The 20,076-nt window shown below is 54.1% G+C and carries 18 protein-coding genes; 2 read left to right on the top strand and 16 right to left on the bottom strand.

What is annotated here, in order from left to right:
* Positions 1-7: 7 nt before the first annotated feature.
* The 16 genes from dnaE to rpsB all read right to left on the bottom strand — a co-directional run bounded on the left by dnaE (position 8) and on the right by rpsB (position 18,745).
* Positions 8-3,490: a DNA polymerase III subunit alpha gene (gene dnaE / locus ROR01S_RS24190; RefSeq protein ID WP_004858140.1), complete on the bottom strand. Its 3,483-nt coding sequence runs from the start codon at positions 3,488-3,490 to the stop codon at positions 8-10.
* 37 nt (positions 3,491-3,527) lie between these two features.
* The gene (gene rnhB / locus ROR01S_RS24185) at positions 3,528-4,124 is read right to left on the bottom strand and encodes a ribonuclease HII (protein WP_004858138.1); all 597 of its coding nucleotides are present in this window, start codon (positions 4,122-4,124) and stop codon (positions 3,528-3,530) included.
* Positions 4,121-5,269, bottom strand: coding sequence for a lipid-A-disaccharide synthase (gene lpxB / locus ROR01S_RS24180; RefSeq protein WP_064359951.1), 1,149 nt, complete (start codon positions 5,267-5,269; stop codon positions 4,121-4,123). Before lpxB ends, rnhB begins: the two co-directional genes overlap by 4 nt.
* Positions 5,269-6,057 (bottom strand): acyl-ACP--UDP-N-acetylglucosamine O-acyltransferase, encoded by a 789-nt coding sequence (gene lpxA / locus ROR01S_RS24175; RefSeq protein WP_004858134.1) that lies wholly within the window; start codon positions 6,055-6,057, stop codon positions 5,269-5,271. The genes lpxB and lpxA overlap by 1 nt, the downstream gene beginning before the upstream one ends.
* Positions 6,058-6,060: 3 nt before the next feature.
* Entirely contained in the window at positions 6,061-6,516 is a 456-nt protein-coding gene (gene fabZ / locus ROR01S_RS24170) for a 3-hydroxyacyl-ACP dehydratase FabZ (protein ID WP_004858132.1), read from the bottom strand.
* A 171-nt stretch (positions 6,517-6,687) separates the two neighbouring features.
* Positions 6,688-7,713: a UDP-3-O-(3-hydroxymyristoyl)glucosamine N-acyltransferase gene (gene lpxD / locus ROR01S_RS24165; protein ID WP_004858130.1), complete on the bottom strand. Its 1,026-nt coding sequence runs from the start codon at positions 7,711-7,713 to the stop codon at positions 6,688-6,690.
* Between the two features lie 3 nt (positions 7,714-7,716).
* Complete coding sequence (gene skp / locus ROR01S_RS24160; protein WP_004858127.1) at positions 7,717-8,202, bottom strand: molecular chaperone Skp; 486 nt, start codon at positions 8,200-8,202, stop codon at positions 7,717-7,719.
* 122 nt (positions 8,203-8,324) lie between these two features.
* Entirely contained in the window at positions 8,325-10,754 is a 2,430-nt protein-coding gene (gene bamA / locus ROR01S_RS24155; RefSeq protein ID WP_004858125.1) for an outer membrane protein assembly factor BamA, read from the bottom strand.
* A 31-nt stretch (positions 10,755-10,785) separates the two neighbouring features.
* Complete coding sequence (gene rseP, locus ROR01S_RS24150; RefSeq protein WP_015585103.1) at positions 10,786-12,138, bottom strand: sigma E protease regulator RseP; 1,353 nt, start codon at positions 12,136-12,138, stop codon at positions 10,786-10,788.
* Positions 12,139-12,149: 11 nt separating this feature from the next.
* Positions 12,150-13,007 (bottom strand): phosphatidate cytidylyltransferase, encoded by an 858-nt coding sequence (gene cdsA / locus ROR01S_RS24145; RefSeq protein ID WP_015585104.1) that lies wholly within the window; start codon positions 13,005-13,007, stop codon positions 12,150-12,152.
* Positions 13,008-13,019: 12 nt separating this feature from the next.
* Positions 13,020-13,778, bottom strand: a complete 759-nt coding sequence (gene ispU, locus ROR01S_RS24140) for a (2E,6E)-farnesyl-diphosphate-specific ditrans,polycis-undecaprenyl-diphosphate synthase (RefSeq protein WP_004858119.1) — start codon at positions 13,776-13,778, stop codon at positions 13,020-13,022.
* Between the two features lie 249 nt (positions 13,779-14,027).
* Positions 14,028-15,230 (bottom strand): 1-deoxy-D-xylulose-5-phosphate reductoisomerase, encoded by a 1,203-nt coding sequence (gene ispC / locus ROR01S_RS24135; protein WP_064359950.1) that lies wholly within the window; start codon positions 15,228-15,230, stop codon positions 14,028-14,030.
* 239 nt (positions 15,231-15,469) lie between these two features.
* On the bottom strand, positions 15,470-16,027 hold the full coding sequence (gene frr, locus ROR01S_RS24130; RefSeq protein ID WP_004858114.1) for a ribosome recycling factor: 558 nt from the start codon (positions 16,025-16,027) through the stop codon (positions 15,470-15,472).
* A 150-nt stretch (positions 16,028-16,177) separates the two neighbouring features.
* Entirely contained in the window at positions 16,178-16,903 is a 726-nt protein-coding gene (gene pyrH / locus ROR01S_RS24125) for a UMP kinase (protein WP_004858112.1), read from the bottom strand.
* A 147-nt stretch (positions 16,904-17,050) separates the two neighbouring features.
* Positions 17,051-17,902, bottom strand: coding sequence for a translation elongation factor Ts (gene tsf, locus ROR01S_RS24120; RefSeq protein ID WP_015585106.1), 852 nt, complete (start codon positions 17,900-17,902; stop codon positions 17,051-17,053).
* 117 nt (positions 17,903-18,019) lie between these two features.
* Positions 18,020-18,745 carry a 30S ribosomal protein S2 gene (gene rpsB / locus ROR01S_RS24115; protein WP_004858107.1) on the bottom strand — a complete coding sequence of 242 codons (726 nt, stop codon included), beginning with the start codon at positions 18,743-18,745 and terminating at the stop codon, positions 18,020-18,022.
* Between the two features lie 323 nt (positions 18,746-19,068).
* Between rpsB and map the strand changes: the two genes are divergently transcribed.
* Complete coding sequence (gene map, locus ROR01S_RS24110) at positions 19,069-19,863, top strand: type I methionyl aminopeptidase (protein WP_004858106.1); 795 nt, start codon at positions 19,069-19,071, stop codon at positions 19,861-19,863.
* 28 nt (positions 19,864-19,891) lie between these two features.
* Positions 19,892-20,076, top strand: a 185-nt coding sequence (locus tag ROR01S_RS27410) for a hypothetical protein (RefSeq protein WP_218016575.1), incomplete at its 3' end; no start/stop codon positions are given.

Below are 20,076 nucleotides of genomic sequence, written 5' to 3'. Positions count from 1 at the left end.
TCCTGTATTAGTCAAACTCCAGTTCCACCTGCTCCGAGCCGATAAGGCCACGCAGATCGTTGAGTAAACGATCGCTCGGAGAGACGCGCCATGTTGCGCCAAAACGCAGCCGCGCGCGCGCATCCGCCCTCTGATAATAGAGGTGTACTGGAATGGTTCCCGAACGGTGGGGTTCCAGAGACTGACGGAGTCGGTTTAAAAGCTGGTCATCAATTTGCCTGTCCGTCAGCGAGATAGCAAGCCCGCGAGCATATTTTTCCCGGGCTTCGTCAATGTCCATGACTTCACGGGCGGTCATTTTAAGCCCCCCGCTGAAGTCATCAAAGCTGACCTGTCCGCTGACGATAAGTATGCGGTCTTTTTCCAGCAATTGCTGATATTTATCCAGCGCGTCGGTAAATAACATCACCTCCAGACGCCCGGAACGGTCATCCAACGTACAGATACCGATACGATTACCGCGCTTGGTGACCATTACCCGCGCAGCAATAACGAGCCCCGCCGCCGTGGTGACTTTACCACGATCGGTCGGATGCATGTCTTTGAGTCTCACGCCGCCAACATAGCGCTCAATCTCTTTCAAATACTGGTTGATAGGATGGCCCGTCAGGTACAGCCCCAGGGTCTCCCTTTCACCATCCAGCACCACCTGCTCCGGCCACGGCTGGCAGTTGGCATAGGATTGCTCGATTTGCTCCGGCTCTTCCGCCAGCACCCCGAACATATCCGCCTGGCCAATCGCTTCGGCTTTCGCATGCTGATCGGCGGCCTTCAGCGCATCGCCCAGCGAATTCATTAATGCCGCGCGATGCGGCCCGAGACGGTCAAACGCCCCGGACATAATCAGTTTTTCCAGCACCCGGCGGTTCAGCTTTTTGGTATCGGTGCGGGCGCAAAGATCGAACAACTCGCGGAAATAACCACCGTTGTTACGCGCTTCAATAATGGCTTCGATCGGGCCTTCGCCGACCCCTTTAATCGCGCCGATACCATAGACGATTTCACCGTCGTCATTCACGTGGAAATGGTACAGACCGGAGTTAATATCCGGCGGCAGGATTTTCAGGCCCATCCGCCAGCACTCGTCGACCAGCCCCACCACTTTTTCGGTGTTATCCATATCCGCGGTCATCACCGCCGCCATAAACTCGGCCGGATAGTGCGCTTTCAGCCACAGCGTCTGGTAGGAGACCAGTGCATAGGCTGCCGAGTGCGATTTGTTAAATCCGTAGCCGGCGAATTTCTCCACCAGGTCAAAGATTTTGATCGCCAGCTCGCCGTCAATGCCGTTTTTCCTGGCCCCTTCTTCAAAGGTACCGCGCTGCTTGGCCATCTCTTCCGGCTTTTTCTTACCCATCGCACGACGCAGCATATCCGCGCCGCCGAGGGTATAGCCTGAGAGCTCCTGGGCAATCTGCATGACCTGTTCCTGATACAGGATAATGCCATACGTCGGCTCAAGCACCGGTTTCAGACACTCATGCTGCCACTGCACGTCCGGGTAAGAGATCTCTTCGCGGCCGTGTTTACGGTCGATAAAGTTATCTACCATCCCCGATTGCAGCGGCCCCGGACGGAACAGGGCCACCAGCGCGATCATATCTTCGAAGCAGTCGGGCTGCAGGCGTTTAATCAGATCTTTCATGCCGCGCGATTCAAGCTGGAAAACCGCGGTGGTTTCCGAGCGTTGCAGCATATCGAAGCTTTTCTTATCGTCCAGCGGGATCGCCGCGATATCCAGCGGCGGCTCGCCGTGTTTCGCCCGCCGCTTGTTGATCATCTCCAGCGCCCAGTTGATGATGGTCAGCGTACGCAGGCCAAGGAAGTCGAACTTCACCAGCCCGGCGTATTCGACGTCGTTCTTATCAAACTGGGTGACCGGATGGAGACCGGCTTCATCGCAATATAGCGGGGCGAAGTCGGTAATTTTGGTCGGGGCGATAACCACGCCCCCCGCATGCTTACCGGCGTTACGCGTGACGCCTTCCAGCTTACGCGCCATGTCGATCAGCGCTCTGACCTCTTCGTCAGCTTCGTAGATCTCCGGCAGCTGCGGCTCGGCCTCAAACGCTTTCGCCAGCGTCATACCCGGGTCGGGCGGCACCAGTTTTGAGATCCGATCCACGAACCCGTACGGGTGGCCGAGCACGCGGCCCACGTCACGAATAACCGCTTTCGCTGCCATCGTACCAAAGGTGATGATCTGCGATACCGCGTCGCGACCGTACATCTCCGCCACGTGCTCGATAACCTGATCGCGCTTCTCCATGCAGAAGTCGACGTCAAAGTCGGGCATCGATACACGTTCAGGGTTCAGGAAACGTTCAAACAGCAGATCGAATTCCAGCGGATCCAGATCGGTGATTTTTAAGGCGTAGGCGACTAACGACCCGGCGCCGGAACCACGTCCCGGCCCTACCGGTACGCCGTTATCCTTGGACCACTGGATAAACTCCATGACGATCAGGAAGTAGCCGGGGAAGCCCATCTGGTTAATTACCTGAAGTTCGATATCCAGTCGTTCATCGTATTCAGGTCGGCGTTTAAGCCGCTCTTCAGGATCAGGGAACAGGAAAGCCAGACGCTCTTCCAGGCCCTCTTTTGATTTTTTAACCAGATAATCTTCCGTCGTCATATCCCCGGTCGGGAACTGCGGCAGGAAGTATTCGCCAAGACGCACGGTAACGTTGCAGCGCTTGGCGATTTCGACGGTATTTTCCAGCGCCTCCGGAATATCGGAGAACAGCTCGCACATTTCATCTTCGCTGCGCATATATTGCTGCGGCGAGTATTTGCGCGGGCGCTTCGGATCGTCCAGGGTAAAGCCGTCATGGATCGCGACGCGGATCTCATGCGCATCGAAATCACCGGTTTCCAGGAAACGCACATCGTTGGTCGCCACGACCGGTAAACCGCGTTCTTCAGCCAGCTGCACGGCGGCGTGTAAATAGGCCTCTTCATCGGCGCGGCCGGTGCGGATCAGCTCCAGATAGTAGCGATCCGGGAAATGCTGCTGGTAGAAAGAGAGACATTGATCGACCAGCGCCATATTGCCACGCGTCAGGCTGACGCCAACATCGCCTTTACGCGCGCCGGAAAGCAGGATCAGCCCTTCCTGATGTTCGGCCAGCCAGTCCCGGTCAATCCACGGCCCCAGCGCGCCATAGCCGCGTTGATAGGCACGTGAAATCAGCAGCGTCAGGTTTTGATAACCCACATTGTTGGCCGCCAGAACCGTGAGTTCGGTGAACTCATCGCCCATCAGTTCGCTCTGGACGTGAAAATCCGCGCCGACGATAGGCTTCAGGCCCGCGCCATGTCCCGCTCCGTAGAACTTCACCAGTCCGCACAGGTTAGTAAAATCGGTGATCGCCAGCGCAGGCATGCCAAGCGAGGCCGCCTTTTTCACCAGCGGCCCGGTTTTTGCCAGCCCATCGATCATGGAATAGTCGCTATGCACCCGCAGGTGGACGAAACGTGGTTCAGACATCTTCAGATTCCGGTTTACTTATTTCTCGACACAAGAATCAGGACGCAAGGCCCAGCGCGCGTTTTACCGGGCCAAAACTACGCCGATGATGCTCGGTTGCGCCATGTTCGATCAGTTTTTCCAGATGGAAAGCGGTAGGATAGCCTTTATGCTGCGCAAAGCCGTATTGAGGAAATTCAAGGTCCAGCTCAGCCATTTCCGCATCGCGCGCGACTTTAGCCAGAATAGACGCTGCGCTGATTTCTGCCACCCGGCTGTCGCCTTTGACCACCGCCTGTGAAGGCACAGGCAGCGGCGGGCAGCGGTTGCCATCGATCAGCACAAACTCCGGCACAACCGGCAGAGCAGCAACGGCGCGCTGCATCGCCAGCATGGTCGCATGCAGAATATTCAGCTCGTCTATTTCGTGCGGTTCCGCACGGCCGAAACTCCAGGCCAACGCTTTCTCTTTGATTTCATCGAACAGCGCCAGACGACGCTTTTCGCTTAATTTTTTGGAGTCATTCAGACCCACAATTGGCCGTGCCGGGTCAAGGATCACCGCGGCGGTCACGACCGCTCCGACCAGAGGTCCCCGACCGACTTCGTCTACGCCGGCGACCAGGTGAGTATGCGGATACACAAACTCAATCATTTTGCTAACTCCAGTACTGCGTCCGCCGCCTGCTCATCCGCATTACAACGAATTTGTTGATGCAGCGCGCGGAAAGTGTCATGCATGTCATGGCTGGTTTTACCATCGGCCAGCAGCGGCCGCAGCGCCTCCGCCAGCAACGCAGGCTGGCACTCATCCTGCAGCAGCTCTTTGACCAGCTCGCGGCCGGCCAGCAGGTTCGGCAACGAAACGTAGTCGGTTTTCACCAGTCGTTTCGCCAGCCAGAAAGTGAACGGCTTCATACGATAGCCAACCACCATTGGACACTTGGCCAGCATGCACTCCAGCGCCGCGGTTCCGGAAGCCAGCAGGGCCGCATCGCTGGCGATCATGGCATCGCGCGCCTGACCATCCAGCAGATGTACCGTAAGATCCGGCGCCGTTTCCGCTTTAATACGTTCGAACTGCTCCCGCCTTCTGGCATTCACCAGCGGCACCAGGAGCTGCAGGTCGAGATAATCTTTGCGCAGAATCTGCGCGGTTTTCAGAAAGTCTGCGCTGAGCATTTCGACTTCAGCGCCGCGACTCCCCGGCAGCAGCGCCAGGCAGTGCACATCCCGGGCAATGCCCAGGCGATCCCGCGCGGCGCCTTTATCCGGATCCAACGGCATGGCATCCGCCATGGTATGGCCGATAAAGCGGCAGGGAACGTTAAATTTGTCGTAAAACGCTTTTTCGAAAGGCAGAAATGCCAGTACCAGATCGGTGGATCTGCCAATTTTGAAAACGCGTTTTTGCCGCCATGCCCAAACTGACGGGCTGACGTAATGGATCGTTTTGATACCCTGCTTCTTCAGATTACCTTCGAGGGTGATATTGAAGTCAGGCGCATCAATCCCGACGAATACGTCTGGTTTAAGCTCGGTAAATCGCCGGGTGAGATCGGCGCGGATATGCAGCAGGCGACGCAGGCGACCGAGCACTTCGACAATGCCCATCACCGCCAGCTCTTCCATCTCATACCAGGCCTCACAGCCTTCGGCCTGCATCAATGGCCCCGCCACGCCGACAAAGCGGGCATCGGGAATACGTGCTTTAAGGGCGCGGATGAGACCTGCACCAAGAATATCGCCGGAGGTTTCTCCGGCGACCAGGGCAATCGTCAGGGGACGCTGTGCAGACATTAACGAATCAGACCGCGCGTGGAGCGGGCGAAGAAATCGACAAATGGCTGAACTTCAGGATACTGAGTCGCCAGCTCGGCGATTTCCGGCTTCGCTTCATCCAGCGTTTTCCCGCTGCGGTACAGCAGTTTGTACGCATTGCGAATCGCGGTGATGGCTTCGCGGCTAAAGCCACGGCGCTTCAGCCCTTCAATATTGACGCCATACGGCGTTGCGTGGTTGCCCTGGGCAATCACGAACGGCGGGACATCCTGCGCGACGCCGGAGCAGCCGCCGACCATGACGTGTGCGCCGATAATGCAGAACTGATGGACTGCCGTCATGCCGCCGATGATAACGAAATCATCCAGCGAGACATGGCCGGCGAGCGTGGCATTGTTGGCCAGAATACAGCGGTTTCCGACCGTACAATCGTGCGCGACGTGAGCGTTGATCATCAGCAGGTTATCGCTGCCCACCTTCGTTAATCCACCACCCTGTACTGTGCCACGATGGATGGTGACGCTTTCGCGGATGCGGTTGCGGTCGCCAATTTCCACACGCGTCGGTTCACCAGCGTATTTCAGGTCCTGGTTAACTTCACCGATGGAAGCGAACTGATAGATCTCGTTATCACGACCAATTCTGGTATGGCCGTTAACAACAACATGAGACTTCAGTACGGTACCTTCGCCAATTTCGACGTTAGCACCAACAATACAAAACGGGCCAATGTGAGCGTTAGCACCGATAACGGCGCCTTCTTCCACGATGGCAGTCGGATGAACAAAGGCGGTTTTATCAATCACGTATCAGGCCTCCCGGCTACGCGCACACATCATCGTTGCTTCGCAAACCACTTTACCATCAACCAGCGCGACGCCTTTAAAACGAGTCAGGCCGCGACGGGTTTTCTCGAAAGTGACTTCCATAATCATCTGATCGCCTGGTACTACCGGACGTTTGAAACGCGCTTCATCAATCCCGGCGAAGTAATAGAGTTCACCCGGTTCGAGCTTACCTACGCTTTTGAATGCCAGAATGCCGGTGGCCTGAGCCATCGCTTCCAGAATCAGCACGCCCGGTAAAATCGGTTTACCAGGGAAGTGCCCCTGGAAAAACGGCTCGTTAACAGAAACATTTTTTACTGCGCGCAGAAAACGACCTTCTTCAAAATCCAGCACACGGTCTACCAGCAGGAACGGGTAGCGGTGAGGGAGAAGTTCCAGAATCTCTTCAATGTGCAGAGTATGAGTTTCAGTAGTCAAAATACTCTTCCTGTCTAAATATACTAAAAGGCAATAATAACACGGCCTGCGGCAATCTTATGAATGCAACAGGCCGAAAATTTTTACACTTCATCTCTCAGGCAGCGTCTTTGTCAGCGGCGGTTGCCGCCCCGATACTGCTTTGCATGATTTTGTGTGTCAACTGATGCGCTAATCTTGCTGATTAACCTTACGCTCAATCGATTTGAGGCGTTTGTTTATCTCATCAATATTCATCACCAGCGCCGCGGTTTTACGCCACACCTTATTCGGTTGCAGCGGAATCCCTGAAGAATAGACGCCAGGCTCGGTGATAGGACGCATGACCATCCCCATACCGGTGACGGTGACTTTGTCGCAGATTTCCATATGTCCGTTGATTACGCTGGCTCCGCCAATCATGCAGTAACGGCCAATTTTCAGGCTGCCTGCCATGATAACGCCACCTGCAACGGCAGTATTGTCACCAATCACAACGTTATGCGCAATCTGACACTGGTTATCAATGATAACGCCATTGCCGATCACGGTATCATCCAGCGCACCACGGTCAATGGTCGTACAGGCGCCGATCTCCACGCGATCGCCAATGATGACGCGACCGAGCTGCGGGATCTTCACCCAGTTGCCGCGGTCGTTGGCATAGCCGAAACCATCGGCACCGATAACGGTGCTGGACTGAATCAGGCAATTCTCACCGATCTCAATCTCGTGGTAAACGGTCACGTTGGCCCACAAACGGGAGCCAGCACCAATTTTGGTCTTTTTCCCAACGAAGCACCCGGCGCCAATCACCACATTGTCACCCAGCACGACATCAGATTCGATCACGGCGTTAGGGCCAATCGAGACGTTTTTACCCAGCGTCGCCGTGGCATCAATCACCGCACTCGGGGCGATATCCTGCGCCGGCTGCGGCGTGGTATCCAGAATTTGAGCCATTCGCGCATAGGTCAGGTAGGGATTACGCACTACCAGCGCGGCGCTTTGGGCAAAAGGTAAATCATCCTGCGTCATGACAACGGCAGAAGCCTGGCAAGCGGCCAGGTGCTCACGGTACTTAGGGTTGACCATGAACGTAATATGACCTGCTTTTGCAGTCTGCATGGACGCAACGCCGGTGATGACGATATCGCCATCACCGTGTAATTCTGCATCCAACTGCTGTGCTAGATCAGCCAGTCGAATAGAAGGCATTACTTATTTAACCTGTTTCAGCACATCAGCGGTGATGTCTTTTACATCGCTGCTGTTGTATGCAACGGCATTAGAATCAACAACCAGGTCGATGCTCTGGCTGCTCGCTACGCTTTTCACAGCAGTCTGGATACGGTTAACCAGTTTACCGCGCTCTTCGTTGGAGCGACGTGCACGATCCTGCTCAAAAGACTGCGCCTTCTGAGAGAAGGTCTGGCGCTGAGCCATGACGTCTTTTTCCAGCTTGGTACGGTCAGCACCCGGTTTCATGGACTGCAGACGCTGCATTTTGGACTGCAGATCGCCTTCCATACGCTGCAGCTCGCTCGCGCGGCCTTTGAACTCGTTTTCCAGCGTGTTAGAAACGCCTGTTTTCTGGGCAACCTGTTGGAACAGGCTGTTCATGTTAACCATTGCAATTTTATCTGCCGCCTGAGCGGAAGTTACCATTGCTAAACCCAGACCTGCAGCTAATAACCACTTTTTCACAATTAACTCCTTACCATCCCATGAGTACCCAGGGGTACCGTTATTTGCGTGGCCAGGCGATAACCGTGATTATCGCCTAAAGTCAGCGCTATACTGCACTTACATTCCATTGCTGCCCGCAATTACCAGGTTTTACCAATGTTAAACTGGAACTGCTCGGCCTTGTCTCCTTCGTACTTTTTAAACGGTTGGGCGTAGGAGAATACCAACGGCCCCAACGGCGACATCCACTGTACCGCAATACCAGCGGACATACGGATGTTGCTCGGATCACCGTAATCCGGATAACCCGCGTAAGCGCTCGAATCCCAGTGAGTATCCCACACGGTACCCATATCCCAGAAGAAGGAGGTACGGACCGAGTTAGCATATTTGTCGCTGATAAACGGCGTCGGAGTAATCAGCTCCAGGCTGGCCACGGCCATGGCGTTACCGCCCACTGCATCATCCGATTTACACGGTGCAGATTCAGTGCTCTTACAGTTACTGTCATAGTTATCATCGCCATCGTGGCGATTGCTGGCCGGGAAATAAACCGCTTTCGGACCAATGGTGTTCGACTGGAACCCGCGCACGGTGCTTGAACCACCGGCATAGAAGTTCTCGTAGAACGGCATCTCTTTGCTGCCAATACCGTCGCCATAGCCGAAGCGAGTACGTCCCAGAACCACCCATTTGTGATCGTTATCGATCGGCACGTAGGTCGCGGTATCCAGCGTAGCTTTGTAGTATTCGTTATCAGAACCTGGAATGGTCACTTTACCATTCAGGTTGACACGCGAACCTTCCGTCGGGAAGAAGCCGCGGTCGAGCTTGTTATAGGTCCAACCGTAGTTGAAGGTGAAGTCGTTGGCGCTGAATGAGTTTTTATCATCGGTATTTTCCGGATATTGACCCATTGAGTTCAGATAACGCCACATCGACACCTGCGGCTGCATATTGGACAGGGAGTTATGGACATACCCTAAGCCCGCGCGCAGCGTATTGTATTCGTTAACCGGGAAGCCCAGCGTAACGTCCGTACCATAGCTTTTGTTGGTATAGTCAGACAGATCCGCATCGTTCGCGTCGAAGTCGTTATAGAAAATACGACCACCGAGACTCACGCCATCAACGGTGAAATACGGGTTAGTGACCGACAGTTCAGTATAGGTCTGGTAATCGTTTTTGGTGCCGTTAATTCCGACGGAATAGCCGGTACCCAACCAGTTGTCCTGCTGAACACCGGCCTGGAAGCTGACGCCACTTTCCGTACCGTAGCCGATACCAAAGTTGAAGCTACCGGTGTTACGTTCTTTGACTTTATAGACTACGTCGACCTGATCCGGGCTGCCCGGTACGCGCTGCGTATCGGTATCGACCGTTTCAAAATAGCCTAAGCGGTTGAGACGATCTTTACCCTGGTCGACCAGATCGCTGCCCAGCCATGCCCCTTCCATCTGACGCATTTCGCGACGCAGAACGGAGTCTTTGGAGGTGTCGTTGCCCTCGAAGCGAATTTTACGTACGTAGTAACGGTTGCCCGCATCGACGTTGACGTGCAGCTTCACGGTCTTATCGCTATCGTTAATTTCCGGCTGAGACTGGACGCGCGGATAAGCGTAGCCATAGCGACCGAGGAGTTTCTTAATATCATTCTCCATTTTGGTCACTTTGGCGCCGTTATACAGCTCGCCCGGCTCGACTTTGGTCAACGCTTCGATTTCTGCCGAATGTCCCGCCAGATCGCCCGTCACCTGAACACCAGAAAGCTTGTACTGCTCGCCTTCAGTGATATTCACAGTGATGTAGATGCCTTTTTTATCCGGCGTCAGGCTCACCTGAGTGGAGTCGATGTTGAAACGTGCGTAACCGCGATCCAGGTAGTAACTGCGCAGGGTTTCGAGATCCCCGGCCAGCTTCTGCTTCTGGTATTTGCGATCGCCGACCACGTTCCACCACGGCACTTCATCGCGCAGCTGGAATGTTGAGATCAGTTCATCGGTACTGAACGCATGGTTACCGACAATGTTAATCTGCTGGATTTTCGCCGAGACGCCTTCCTGGAATACCAGTTTCAGGTCGACGCGGTTACGCGGCAGCGGCGTAACGACAGCTTTTACGCTGGCGCTGTACTTACCGACGCTGTAGTAGAAATCTTCCAGCCCTTTCTCGATATCAGCGAGGGTCGTGCGGTCAAGGGACTCCCCAACGCGAACGCCGGATGCCTCAAGGTTTTGCTTGAGCATGTCATCCTTCACCGACTTATTACCGGAGAAAGTGATGCTGGCAATCGTTGGGCGCTCTTTCACCTGCACCAACAGGGTATCACCATCGCGCAGGACGCGGACGTCCTCAAAGTTGCCAGTGGCAAACAAAGCACGAATGGTGTTACTGATATCATCATCGGTCACCGTATCGCCAGGACGCACGGGCATACTGAGGAGGGCCGCACCAACAGCGACACGCTGCAAGCCTTCGAAATGAATGTCCTTCACCACGAACCCTTCAGCACCGTATACGGTTGCGCTGCTAAACAGCAGCGACGCTATGAGCAACTTTTTCATCGCCATCGTTATTATGCGTTCTTCCTAACAAACTCTCTTACAACCGAGAGAAATCATTGAAAAGTGCAAGCCCCATTAACAACACCAGCAGTATTGAGCCAATGCGATAACTAAAGTCTTGAACTCGCTCGGATACCGGCCCGCCCTTCAGCTTTTCAATCGCCAAAAATAGCAGGTGCCCCCCGTCCAGGACGGGAAGCGGGAACAGATTGATTATTCCGAGGTTCACGCTAATCAGCGCAAGGAACATCAGATAGTAAATCAATCCAAACTCCGCTGACATTCCAGCCCCCTGGGCGATAGAAATCGGCCCGCTGAGGTTGTTCAGTTTGACATCACCGGTTATCAATTTACCCAGCATCCTGACGGTTAATGACATCAGTTGCCAGGTTTTATCCGTGGCTTCAGCAATGGCGGCAAACGGCCCGTACTGACGCACTGTTTTATATTCATCAGGCAGCGGGATGACCTTAGGTACGACCCCTGCAAACCCTTCGGCTTTACCTTTTGCGGATCGGCTATCTGGCGTCAGCGTAACAGACAAGGGACTCCCCTGTCGCTCGATGTCCAGAATCAGCGCCTTACCCGGATTATCACGCACCAGATTTACAAACGTCATCCACTGCGTTAACGGTTGACCATCGACTTTAACGATCCTGTCGCCCGCTTGCAAACCGGCCTTCTGCGCCGCCGAACCAGATTGTACTTCAGCCAGCACCGTATCAATCTGCGCGCTGCGAGGCTGAATACCCAGCGATGTCACCGGATCTTGTTTATCCGGCTCAAACGCCCAGTGCCGCAGATCGAGGATTTTATCCTGGCGCTGACTGCTCCCGAAAGGGGCGACCGTAACTATTGTTTGCTCGTCGCCTATCTTCGAGACCAGCGCCATACGCACTGCATCCCAATCAGGCGTTTCGATGCCATCTATCGCTTTAAGTTCCGTTCCTTTTGCAATTTGTGCGTGTGCGGCAATCGAGTCGGGTACTATTTCACCAACAACCGGACGGATACCAGGGACACCGATGATAAACACCAGCCAGTAGGCAAAGATGGCAAAAATGAAGTTCGCGACAGGACCAGCGGCAATGATGGCCGCACGCTGGCCAACGGTTTTGTTATTGAAAGCGTAGTGGCGCATCTCAGGCGCCACCGGCTCGACGCGTTCGTCGAGCATTTTGACATAGCCGCCGAGTGGAATAAGAGCGATGACGAATTCCGTTCCCTGCTTGTCAAAACGTCGCCATAACGCTTTACCAAAGCCGATGGAAAAGCGTTCAACGCGAACGCCGCAGCGACGAGCCACCCAGAAATGGCCAAACTCATGCACGGTGATCAATACGCCCAGCGCAATGATAAAGGCAGCCAAATTCCAGAGAACGCTTAGCATAAAACCTTCCGTCAAATCGTCCTGAAGACCAACAATAGCAGACAAGCAAACACCGGTACCGCCGCCGTCAGGCTATCGATACGATCCAGTATTCCACCGTGTCCGGGAATCAGATGACCGCTATCCTTAATGCCGGCCTCTCGCTTAAACATACTCTCTGTCAGATCGCCCAGCACCGATGCCAGTGCCGCAACAACGGAACACACCAGTAATACCGTTGGGGTAACATCCAGATTCGCCCACTGACCGTAGGCCCAGGAGATGACCGCTGCCGTCACCAGGCCGCCGAAGAACCCCTGCCAGGTTTTACCCGGAGACACTTTCGGTGCCAGCTTATGCTTGCCGAACATCTTGCCAAACATATAGGCGCCAGAATCCGCGCCCCAGACCAGAATCATCACGTACAGCAGCCACAGCGCGCCGCTGTAATGGTTATCCGCATAATGCCAGGCGCGCAGCGCCAGCATGCCCCAGAAGAACGGGACGATGGTCAGAATACCAAAGATCAGACGCAGCGCTTTCGAGTTGCGCCAGAAAGCAGCGGAGGCCGGGTAAGAAAGCACCAGCAGCAGCGCCACAATCCACCAGCCAAACGACGCCCAGAGCGATCCCTCAACCAACGGTTGATGAACGTCGTAGTGATATTCCGGCATCAGGAAAAGCATCAACGCCAGTAGCAGGCCACACAGCAGCGCCAGCCAGATGCGTTGTGAAGTTGAAGTGAAACCGCTAAATTGCCCCCACTCCCACGCAGCGAGCATACACACCACGAGCGTGACGATGGCAAAACCCGCAGGCGGCAACAGAAAAAGCGCCGCAATCACCACGGGGATTAAAACGAAAGCCGATATCAGGCGATACTTCAGCAAAAGTGACCCCCATCAGGCATGATTGCCACCCGGCTCAGTGCCGCCGAAACGACGCTCTCGATTAACAAAGGCATGGAGTGCACCTTCAAAGTCCTGTTCAGCAAAATCGGGCCAAAGAACATCGGTAAAGTAAAGTTCGGCATACGCAATTTGCCAAATCAAAAAATTACTGATGCGATGCTCTCCCCCGGTCCTAATAACTAAATCTACAGGTGCCAGTTCATGCATACAGACCTGCTGACTCAGCATGTCTTCCGTGATCTGTTCGGGCCGAAGTAACCCGTTCTGAACCTGTTCGGCCAGATTGCGGACACCCTGAATAATATCCCAGCGCCCACCGTAGTTCGCCGCAATATTCAGCGTTAAGCCCGTGTTGTTCTCCGTCAGCGCTTCCGCTTTGCGGATACGCTCCTGCAGGCGAGCATTAAAACGCGTCGTCTCGCCGATGATCCGCAGACGAACGTTATGCCGATGCAAGCTTTTCACTTCGCTATCCAGCGCCCAAACGAACAGCTCCATCAGAGCACTGACTTCCTGCTCGGGGCGGTTCCAGTTCTCGCTGCTGAATGCATATAGCGTCAACGCTTCAATACCATTGTTCGCCGCGAAGGAGACCGCGCGACGAACCGACTTCGCCCCGGCTTTATGGCCGAATGCGCGAATTTTTCCTTGCTGTTTCGCCCAACGACCGTTGCCGTCCATGATAATGGCGACATGACGACAGCCATGCGCAGGCGATATTTCGCTGACAGTGTGATTAGCAGACAACATAACGCGTTTTAAGTCCATAATAAGGATTAGCCAAGCCACTAAACGCGAGCAACCGGTCAGCGCTGTATACGCATTTTTATCCAGTGCCGAAGCTACAGCTAATCGCAGAGAACAACCCAAAGCTTTACGCAAAAAAGCCGTGTTTTTCCACGGCCACCACAATCTTTTACAACAAAATGCAACGATTGGGTGGCGCAGACTATATCACCGAAGCCCAGCGCCCACAAATATCACAACGTGTCGGGAGGTTCAGCCCCGCGTTGTCAGATGTTTTATCTGCTTCTGCGCAACGACCCTGGCCTGAGCATCAATAACCAGCACTTCATCAATGCTTTGCGGCTCATCAAGCGCCAGCTGATCCAGTACCGCCAGGTTGACTCCCGCAATATCGGTAAAGCGAATCTCTTCAGCCAGGAAGGCCGCCACGGAGATTTCGTTGGCCGCATTCAGTGCCGTTGTCGCCGCCTGACCTTGATCAAATGCGTCCATCGCCAGCTTGAGACACGGATAGCGCCCGTAGTCCGGCGCGGAAAAGCTCAGCTGGCTCAGCTGGCAGAAGTCTAACGCCGGCACGCCAGAATTCAGGCGGTCTGGCCAGCCCATCGTATGGGCGATAGGCGTACGCATATCCGGTTCGCCGAGCTGTGCAATGACGCTGCCGTCAAGATAACGCACCATCGAGTGAATGACGGACTGCGGATGGATCAGCACTTCCATCTGCCGGGCTGAAGCGTTGAACAACCAGCGGGCTTCGATATATTCCAGCCCTTTGTTCATCATCGTGGCGGAATCGACAGAGATTTTGCGTCCCATTGACCAGTTGGGGTGACGGCAGGCCTGATCCGGCGTCATCGCCGCCAGTTCCGCTATCGCCGTTTCCCGGAAAGGACCACCGGAACCGGTCAGCAGAATCGACGATACGCCGTTCTGCGTTAAGTCAGCGTATCCAAGATTATGCTGTACGGTTACAGGCATACTCTGAAAAATCGCGTTATGTTCGCTGTCCACGGGCAGCAGGTGCGCACCATACTGCTGTACGGCATCCATAAACAGACGTCCGCAGGTGACCAGCGACTCTTTATTCGCCAGCAGCACCGTTTTGCCGGCACGGATGGCGGCCAGCGTTGGCACCAGCCCCGCAGCACCCACAATCGCCGCCATGACCTGGTCAACTTCGTCCAGCGCAGCCACTTCAGCGGCAGCCTGCTGGCCGCTCAATACGTCAGTGCGGCTACCGTTTTCACGCAGGCGGATGCGCAGCGCGTCGGCGCTTTGTACATCGTCCATCACCGCGTAGCGGGGAAAAAATTCCAGACATTGTTCAACCATGCGGTCGACATTTTTCCCTGCGACCAGCGCGGCGATGGAAAAGCGATCGGGGTTATGGCGCACCACATCCAGCGTGCTGCAGCCAATTGAACCGGTCGAACCGAGAACGGTTAATTGCTTCATGAGATGTCCAGAAGAATTGAGACAGGATAAAAAGAAAAACGCCGTCAGAAAGCCCTTACGCCACAATGACCCGGGAGCAGATCGGCGGTCTATCACCTTCAGCAAGCGTGCCAAAGGCTACAGGGCCGACCGTTTTAACACAATCCCAGGAATTGAGCGTTCGGTCTTCTGTACGGCGTTTCAGACTTAACGCCCGCAGCTCATCAATCAAAGTGGGCGGCGAGCGTATCGGCAGAGAATCAGAACTGCATCAGTTCCGCTTCTTTATCGGCCAGCGCCGCATCCACTTTCTTAATGGCGGCGTCAGTCATTTTCTGCACGTCGTCCTGAGAACGGCGATCGTCATCTTCGCTGATCTCTTTGTCTTTCAGCAGCGCTTTAACTTTGTCGTTAGCATCACGACGCACGTTACGGACAGACACGCGAGCCTGTTCGGCTTCGGCACGCACGATCTTAGTCAGATCTTTACGACGTTCTTCGGTCAGCGGCGGCAGCGGAACGCGGATGTCGGTACCCGCAGAGCTCGGGTTCAGACCGAGATCGGAAGCCATGATCGCTTTCTCAACGGCCGGGCTCATCGAGCGATCGAATACGTTGATTTTCAGTGTACGGGAGTCTTCTACCGTGACGCTTGCCAGCTGACGCAGAGGCGTCGGCGTGCCGTAATATTCCACGACAATGCCATCCAGCAGGCTGGGAGAAGCACGACCCGTGCGTATTTTGCTGATTTGGGTTTTGAACGCTTCGACGCATTTTTCCATGCGTACTTCAGCATCTTTTCTGATATCGCTAATCACGTTACGAATCCTTGAAAACTTGTCTCAGACAGACCAGACGGTCGCTCACCGTAAAAGTGAGCTAAGTATAGTCAGGTTTAATGCAAATCACCGGGCAATAAGCCCGCGAAAGTAAGGCGGAATATTACCCGGATTTGGCGCTGACGGGAATTATTCCGTAATCAATGTGCCTTCTTTTTCGCCCATCACCACGCGACGCAGTGCGCCGGGTTTGTTCATGTTGAAGACGCGAATCGGCAATTTATGGTCACGCGCCAGGGTAAAGGCGGCCAAATCCATGACTTTCAGTTCTTTATCGAGCACTTCGCTGTAGGTCAGCTGATCGTACATGGTGGCAGACGGGTCTTTGGCCGGGTCAGCGGTAAACACACCGTCGACTTTGGTGGCTTTCAGCACAACATCGGCTTCGATTTCAATACCGCGCAGACAGGCAGCGGAATCGGTGGTGAAGAACGGGTTACCGGTCCCTGCTGAAAGAATCACGACGCGATTGTTACGCAGCAGGCTGATGGCTTCCGCCCAGCTGTAGTTATCACACACGCCATTCAGCGGAATCGCTGACATCAGGCGAGCGTTCACATAGGCGCGATGAAGTGAGTCACGCATCGCAAGACCGTTCATCACCGTTGCCAGCATGCCCATGTGGTCGCCCACAACGCGGTTCATCCCCGCTTTCGCCAGCCCAGCACCACGGAACAGGTTACCGCCACCAATCACTACGCCAACCTGAATACCCAGTTCAACCAGTTCTTTGATTTCCTGAGCCATACGGTCAAGTATGCTTGCATCAATACCGAAGCCTTCCGAACCCTGCAGAGCTTCGCCACTTAACTTAAGCAGAATACGTTTGTAGACGGGTTTTGCATTGGTAGCCATGTTTCTTTCCTGAGACTGTCAACGAGTGAGATGAGTTAATTCTGGCGACATTGTATGCCGCTTTTCAGCACCGCCACTATAAGCGATGAGCTGAATTTACAAAACGGGCACAAAAAGAAGCCGCCCTCAGGCGGCTCCTTTTGAAAATTAAGACTGCTTGGACATCGCAGCAACTTCTGCTGCAAAGTCAGTCTCAACTTTCTCGATGCCTTCGCCCACTTCAAAGCGGATGAAGCCAGTAACGTCGGCATTGTGCTCTTTCAGCAGCTGAGCAACAGATTTGCTCGGGTCCATAACGAAAGGCTGGCCGGTCAGAGAAACTTCGCCGGTGAATTTCTTCATGCGGCCTTCAACCATTTTCTCTGCGATTTCTTTCGGCTTACCAGACTGCATCGCGATGTCCAGCTGAACCTGGTACTCTTTCTCAACCACTTCAGCAGAAACGTCTTCCGGCTTAACGAATTCCGGCTTGCTTGCTGCGATGTGCATTGCCAGCTGTTTAACCAGCTCCTGGTCAGCGCCTTTAGCCGCAACCAGAACACCGATACGTGCGCCGTGCTGGTATGAACCCAGAACGTCGCCTTCCAGGGAAGCCACGCGACGGATGTTGATGTTCTCACCGATTTTAGCAACCAGCGCAACACGCTCTTCTTCGAACTGTGCTTTCAGAACTTCAACGTCGGTGATTTTGCCAGCGACCGCAGCGTCCAGTACTTTATTAGCAAATGCCTGGAAACCACCATCTTTAGCAACGAAGTCAGTCTGGCAGTTAACTTCCAGAATGATGCCGTAGGTACCGTCGATCTTAGTGATGATCACGCCGTCAGCAGCAACGTTACCTGCTTTTTTCGCCGCTTTGATTGCGCCGGATTTACGCATGTTTTCGATTGCCAGCTCAATGTCGCCGTTCGCTTCGGTCAGCGCTTTTTTGCAATCCATCATGCCTGCGCCAGTACGCTCACGCAGCTCTTTTACCAGGGATGCGGTAATTTCAGCCATTCTTAAATCCTCGGGAGATGTGAACTGCCCGGCCGGGGGCCAAACAGTATAAATTGAAAAAAGGGGCCGAAAATGGGCCCCTATTCATACACGGTACTAATAAGGGGTGAAACCTTATTATTCAGCTTCTACGAAGCTTTCTTCCGCCTGAGAAGCCAGATCCTGAGAACGACCTTCACGCACGGTTGCAGCTACAGCGCCCAGGTACAGGCTAACAGCGCGGATTGCGTCGTCGTTACCCGGGATAACGAAGTCTACGCCGTCCGGATCGGAGTTAGTATCAACGATAGCAAATACCGGGATACCCAGGTTGTTTGCTTCTTTGATAGCGATGTGCTCGTGGTCAGCGTCGATAACAAACAGTGCGTCCGGCAGGCCGCCCATGTCTTTGATACCGCCCAGGCTGTTTTCCAGCTTGTCCAGCTCACGAGTGCGCATCAGCGCTTCTTTCTTGGTCAGCTTCTCGAAAGTACCGTCCTGGGACTGAGTTTCCAGGTCTTTCAGACGTTTGATGGACTGACGAACGGTTTTCCAGTTAGTCAGCATGCCGCCCAACCAGCGATGGTTCACGAAGAACTGGTCGCAGCTGTTAGCAGCTTCTTTTACCGCTTCGCTTGCAGCGCGTTTAGTACCAACGAAAAGGATTTTACCTTTACGAGCAGAGATCTTGTTCAGTTCAGCCAGAGCTTCGTTGAACATCGGTACAGTTTTCTCAAGGTTGATGATGTGAACTTTGTTACGCGCGCCGAAGATGAAAGGCTTCATTTTCGGGTTCCAGTAACGGGTCTGGTGACCAAAGTGAACACCAGCCTTGAGCATGTCGCGCATGGAAACAGTTGCCATGTTTAAAACCTCTATAGATAAAGTTGGGGTTATGCCTCCACGTATCCCATATTACCGACCCTAAAGGGCACCCCGGAATATGTGTCGATACGTGTGTGTTATTTACACAAAGTGAGATTTGTCGCTTCAGTCCATCCTGTGTAGTACGAAATGGAACGGAAGTCCGGCGCGCTTTATACCACAAAACCCGATCGGAAACCAACTGTTGTTGACGCTGAGTGCTGTTAATGATTCTCAATTTGGCACCAGGACACCCGGACTGTTAACATTGGCAGGAATAACTCTATTATTGTCGAAAAAACCGACACAGCTGGACACAATCCATGGCTATATCTATCAAGACATCTGAAGACATCGAAAAAATGCGCGTCGCCGGCCGCCTGGCCGCTGAAGTGCTGGAAATGATCGAACCCTACGTTAAACCGGGCGTCAGTACCGGCGAACTGGACCGCATCTGTAACGATTATATTGTTAACGAACAGAAAGCGATCTCCGCCTGCCTCGGCTACCACGGTTACCCGAAATCCGTGTGCATCTCTATTAACGAAGTCGTCTGTCACGGGATTCCGGACGACGAAAAACTGTTGAAAGACGGCGACATCGTCAACATTGATGTCACGGTAATTAAGGATGATTTCCACGGCGACACCTCCAGGATGTTCATCGTCGGCAAACCGACGATTCTCGGCGAGCGTCTGTGCCGCATCACCCAGGAGAGCCTGTATCTGGCCCTGAAGATGGTTAAGCCGGGAATCAACCTGCGCGCGATCGGCGCAGCTATCCAGAAATTCGTCGAAGCGGAAGGTTTCTCGGTGGTGCGTGAATATTGCGGTCACGGTATCGGTCGCGGTTTCCATGAAGAACCGCAGGTGCTGCACTACGACTCTCCTGAAACCAATGTGGTGCTCAAGCCGGGCATGACCTTTACCATCGAACCGATGGTCAATGCCGGTAAGAAAGAGATCCGCAGCATGAAAGACGGCTGGACGGTGAAAACCAAAGACCGGAGCTTGTCTGCGCAGTACGAGCATACTATTGTGGTGACAGAGAACGGCTGTGAAATTCTGACGTTACGTAAGGATGACACCATCCCGGCGATAATCTCGCACGACGCATAACGAAAAGCCGGCGACCGCCGGCTTTTTTATGACGGGCTTCCTGCCCGTCACCCTACGGGCCGCCGCGGGCGACGTTAAAAATCGCTCCCGGCAATTTTGTATGACGGGCTTCCTGCCCGTCACCCTACGGGCCACCGCGGGCGACGTTAAAAATCGCTCCCGACGATTTTGTATGACGGGCTTCCTGCCCGTCACCCGATGGGCCGCCGCAGG

Origin of the sequence: Klebsiella ornithinolytica NBRC 105727 = ATCC 31898, from assembly GCF_001598295.1 — a bacterium.
GTDB lineage: Bacteria > Pseudomonadota > Gammaproteobacteria > Enterobacterales > Enterobacteriaceae > Klebsiella > Klebsiella ornithinolytica.
The sequence above is the reverse complement of the archived record's forward strand: the minus strand, read 5'-3'. Positions and strand labels throughout refer to the sequence as shown.

Coding starts and splice junctions, on each gene's coding strand:
- pyrH (WP_004858112.1), bottom strand. CDS start 16,903: ATGGCTACCAATGCAAAACCCGTCTACAAACGTATTCTGCTTAAGTTA.
- tsf (WP_015585106.1), bottom strand. CDS start 17,902: ATGGCTGAAATTACCGCATCCCTGGTAAAAGAGCTGCGTGAGCGTACT.
- rnhB (WP_004858138.1), bottom strand. CDS start 4,124: ATGATTGAGTTTGTGTATCCGCATACTCACCTGGTCGCCGGCGTAGAC.
- lpxB (WP_064359951.1), bottom strand. CDS start 5,269: ATGTCTGCACAGCGTCCCCTGACGATTGCCCTGGTCGCCGGAGAAACC.
- lpxD (WP_004858130.1), bottom strand. CDS start 7,713: ATGCCTTCTATTCGACTGGCTGATCTAGCACAGCAGTTGGATGCAGAA.
- ispC (WP_064359950.1), bottom strand. CDS start 15,230: ATGAAGCAATTAACCGTTCTCGGTTCGACCGGTTCAATTGGCTGCAGC.
- dnaE (WP_004858140.1), bottom strand. CDS start 3,490: ATGTCTGAACCACGTTTCGTCCACCTGCGGGTGCATAGCGACTATTCC.
- ispU (WP_004858119.1), bottom strand. CDS start 13,778: ATGTTGTCTGCTAATCACACTGTCAGCGAAATATCGCCTGCGCATGGC.
- bamA (WP_004858125.1), bottom strand. CDS start 10,754: ATGGCGATGAAAAAGTTGCTCATAGCGTCGCTGCTGTTTAGCAGCGCA.
- rseP (WP_015585103.1), bottom strand. CDS start 12,138: ATGCTAAGCGTTCTCTGGAATTTGGCTGCCTTTATCATTGCGCTGGGC.
- rpsB (WP_004858107.1), bottom strand. CDS start 18,745: ATGGCAACTGTTTCCATGCGCGACATGCTCAAGGCTGGTGTTCACTTT.
- map (WP_004858106.1), top strand. CDS start 19,069: ATGGCTATATCTATCAAGACATCTGAAGACATCGAAAAAATGCGCGTC.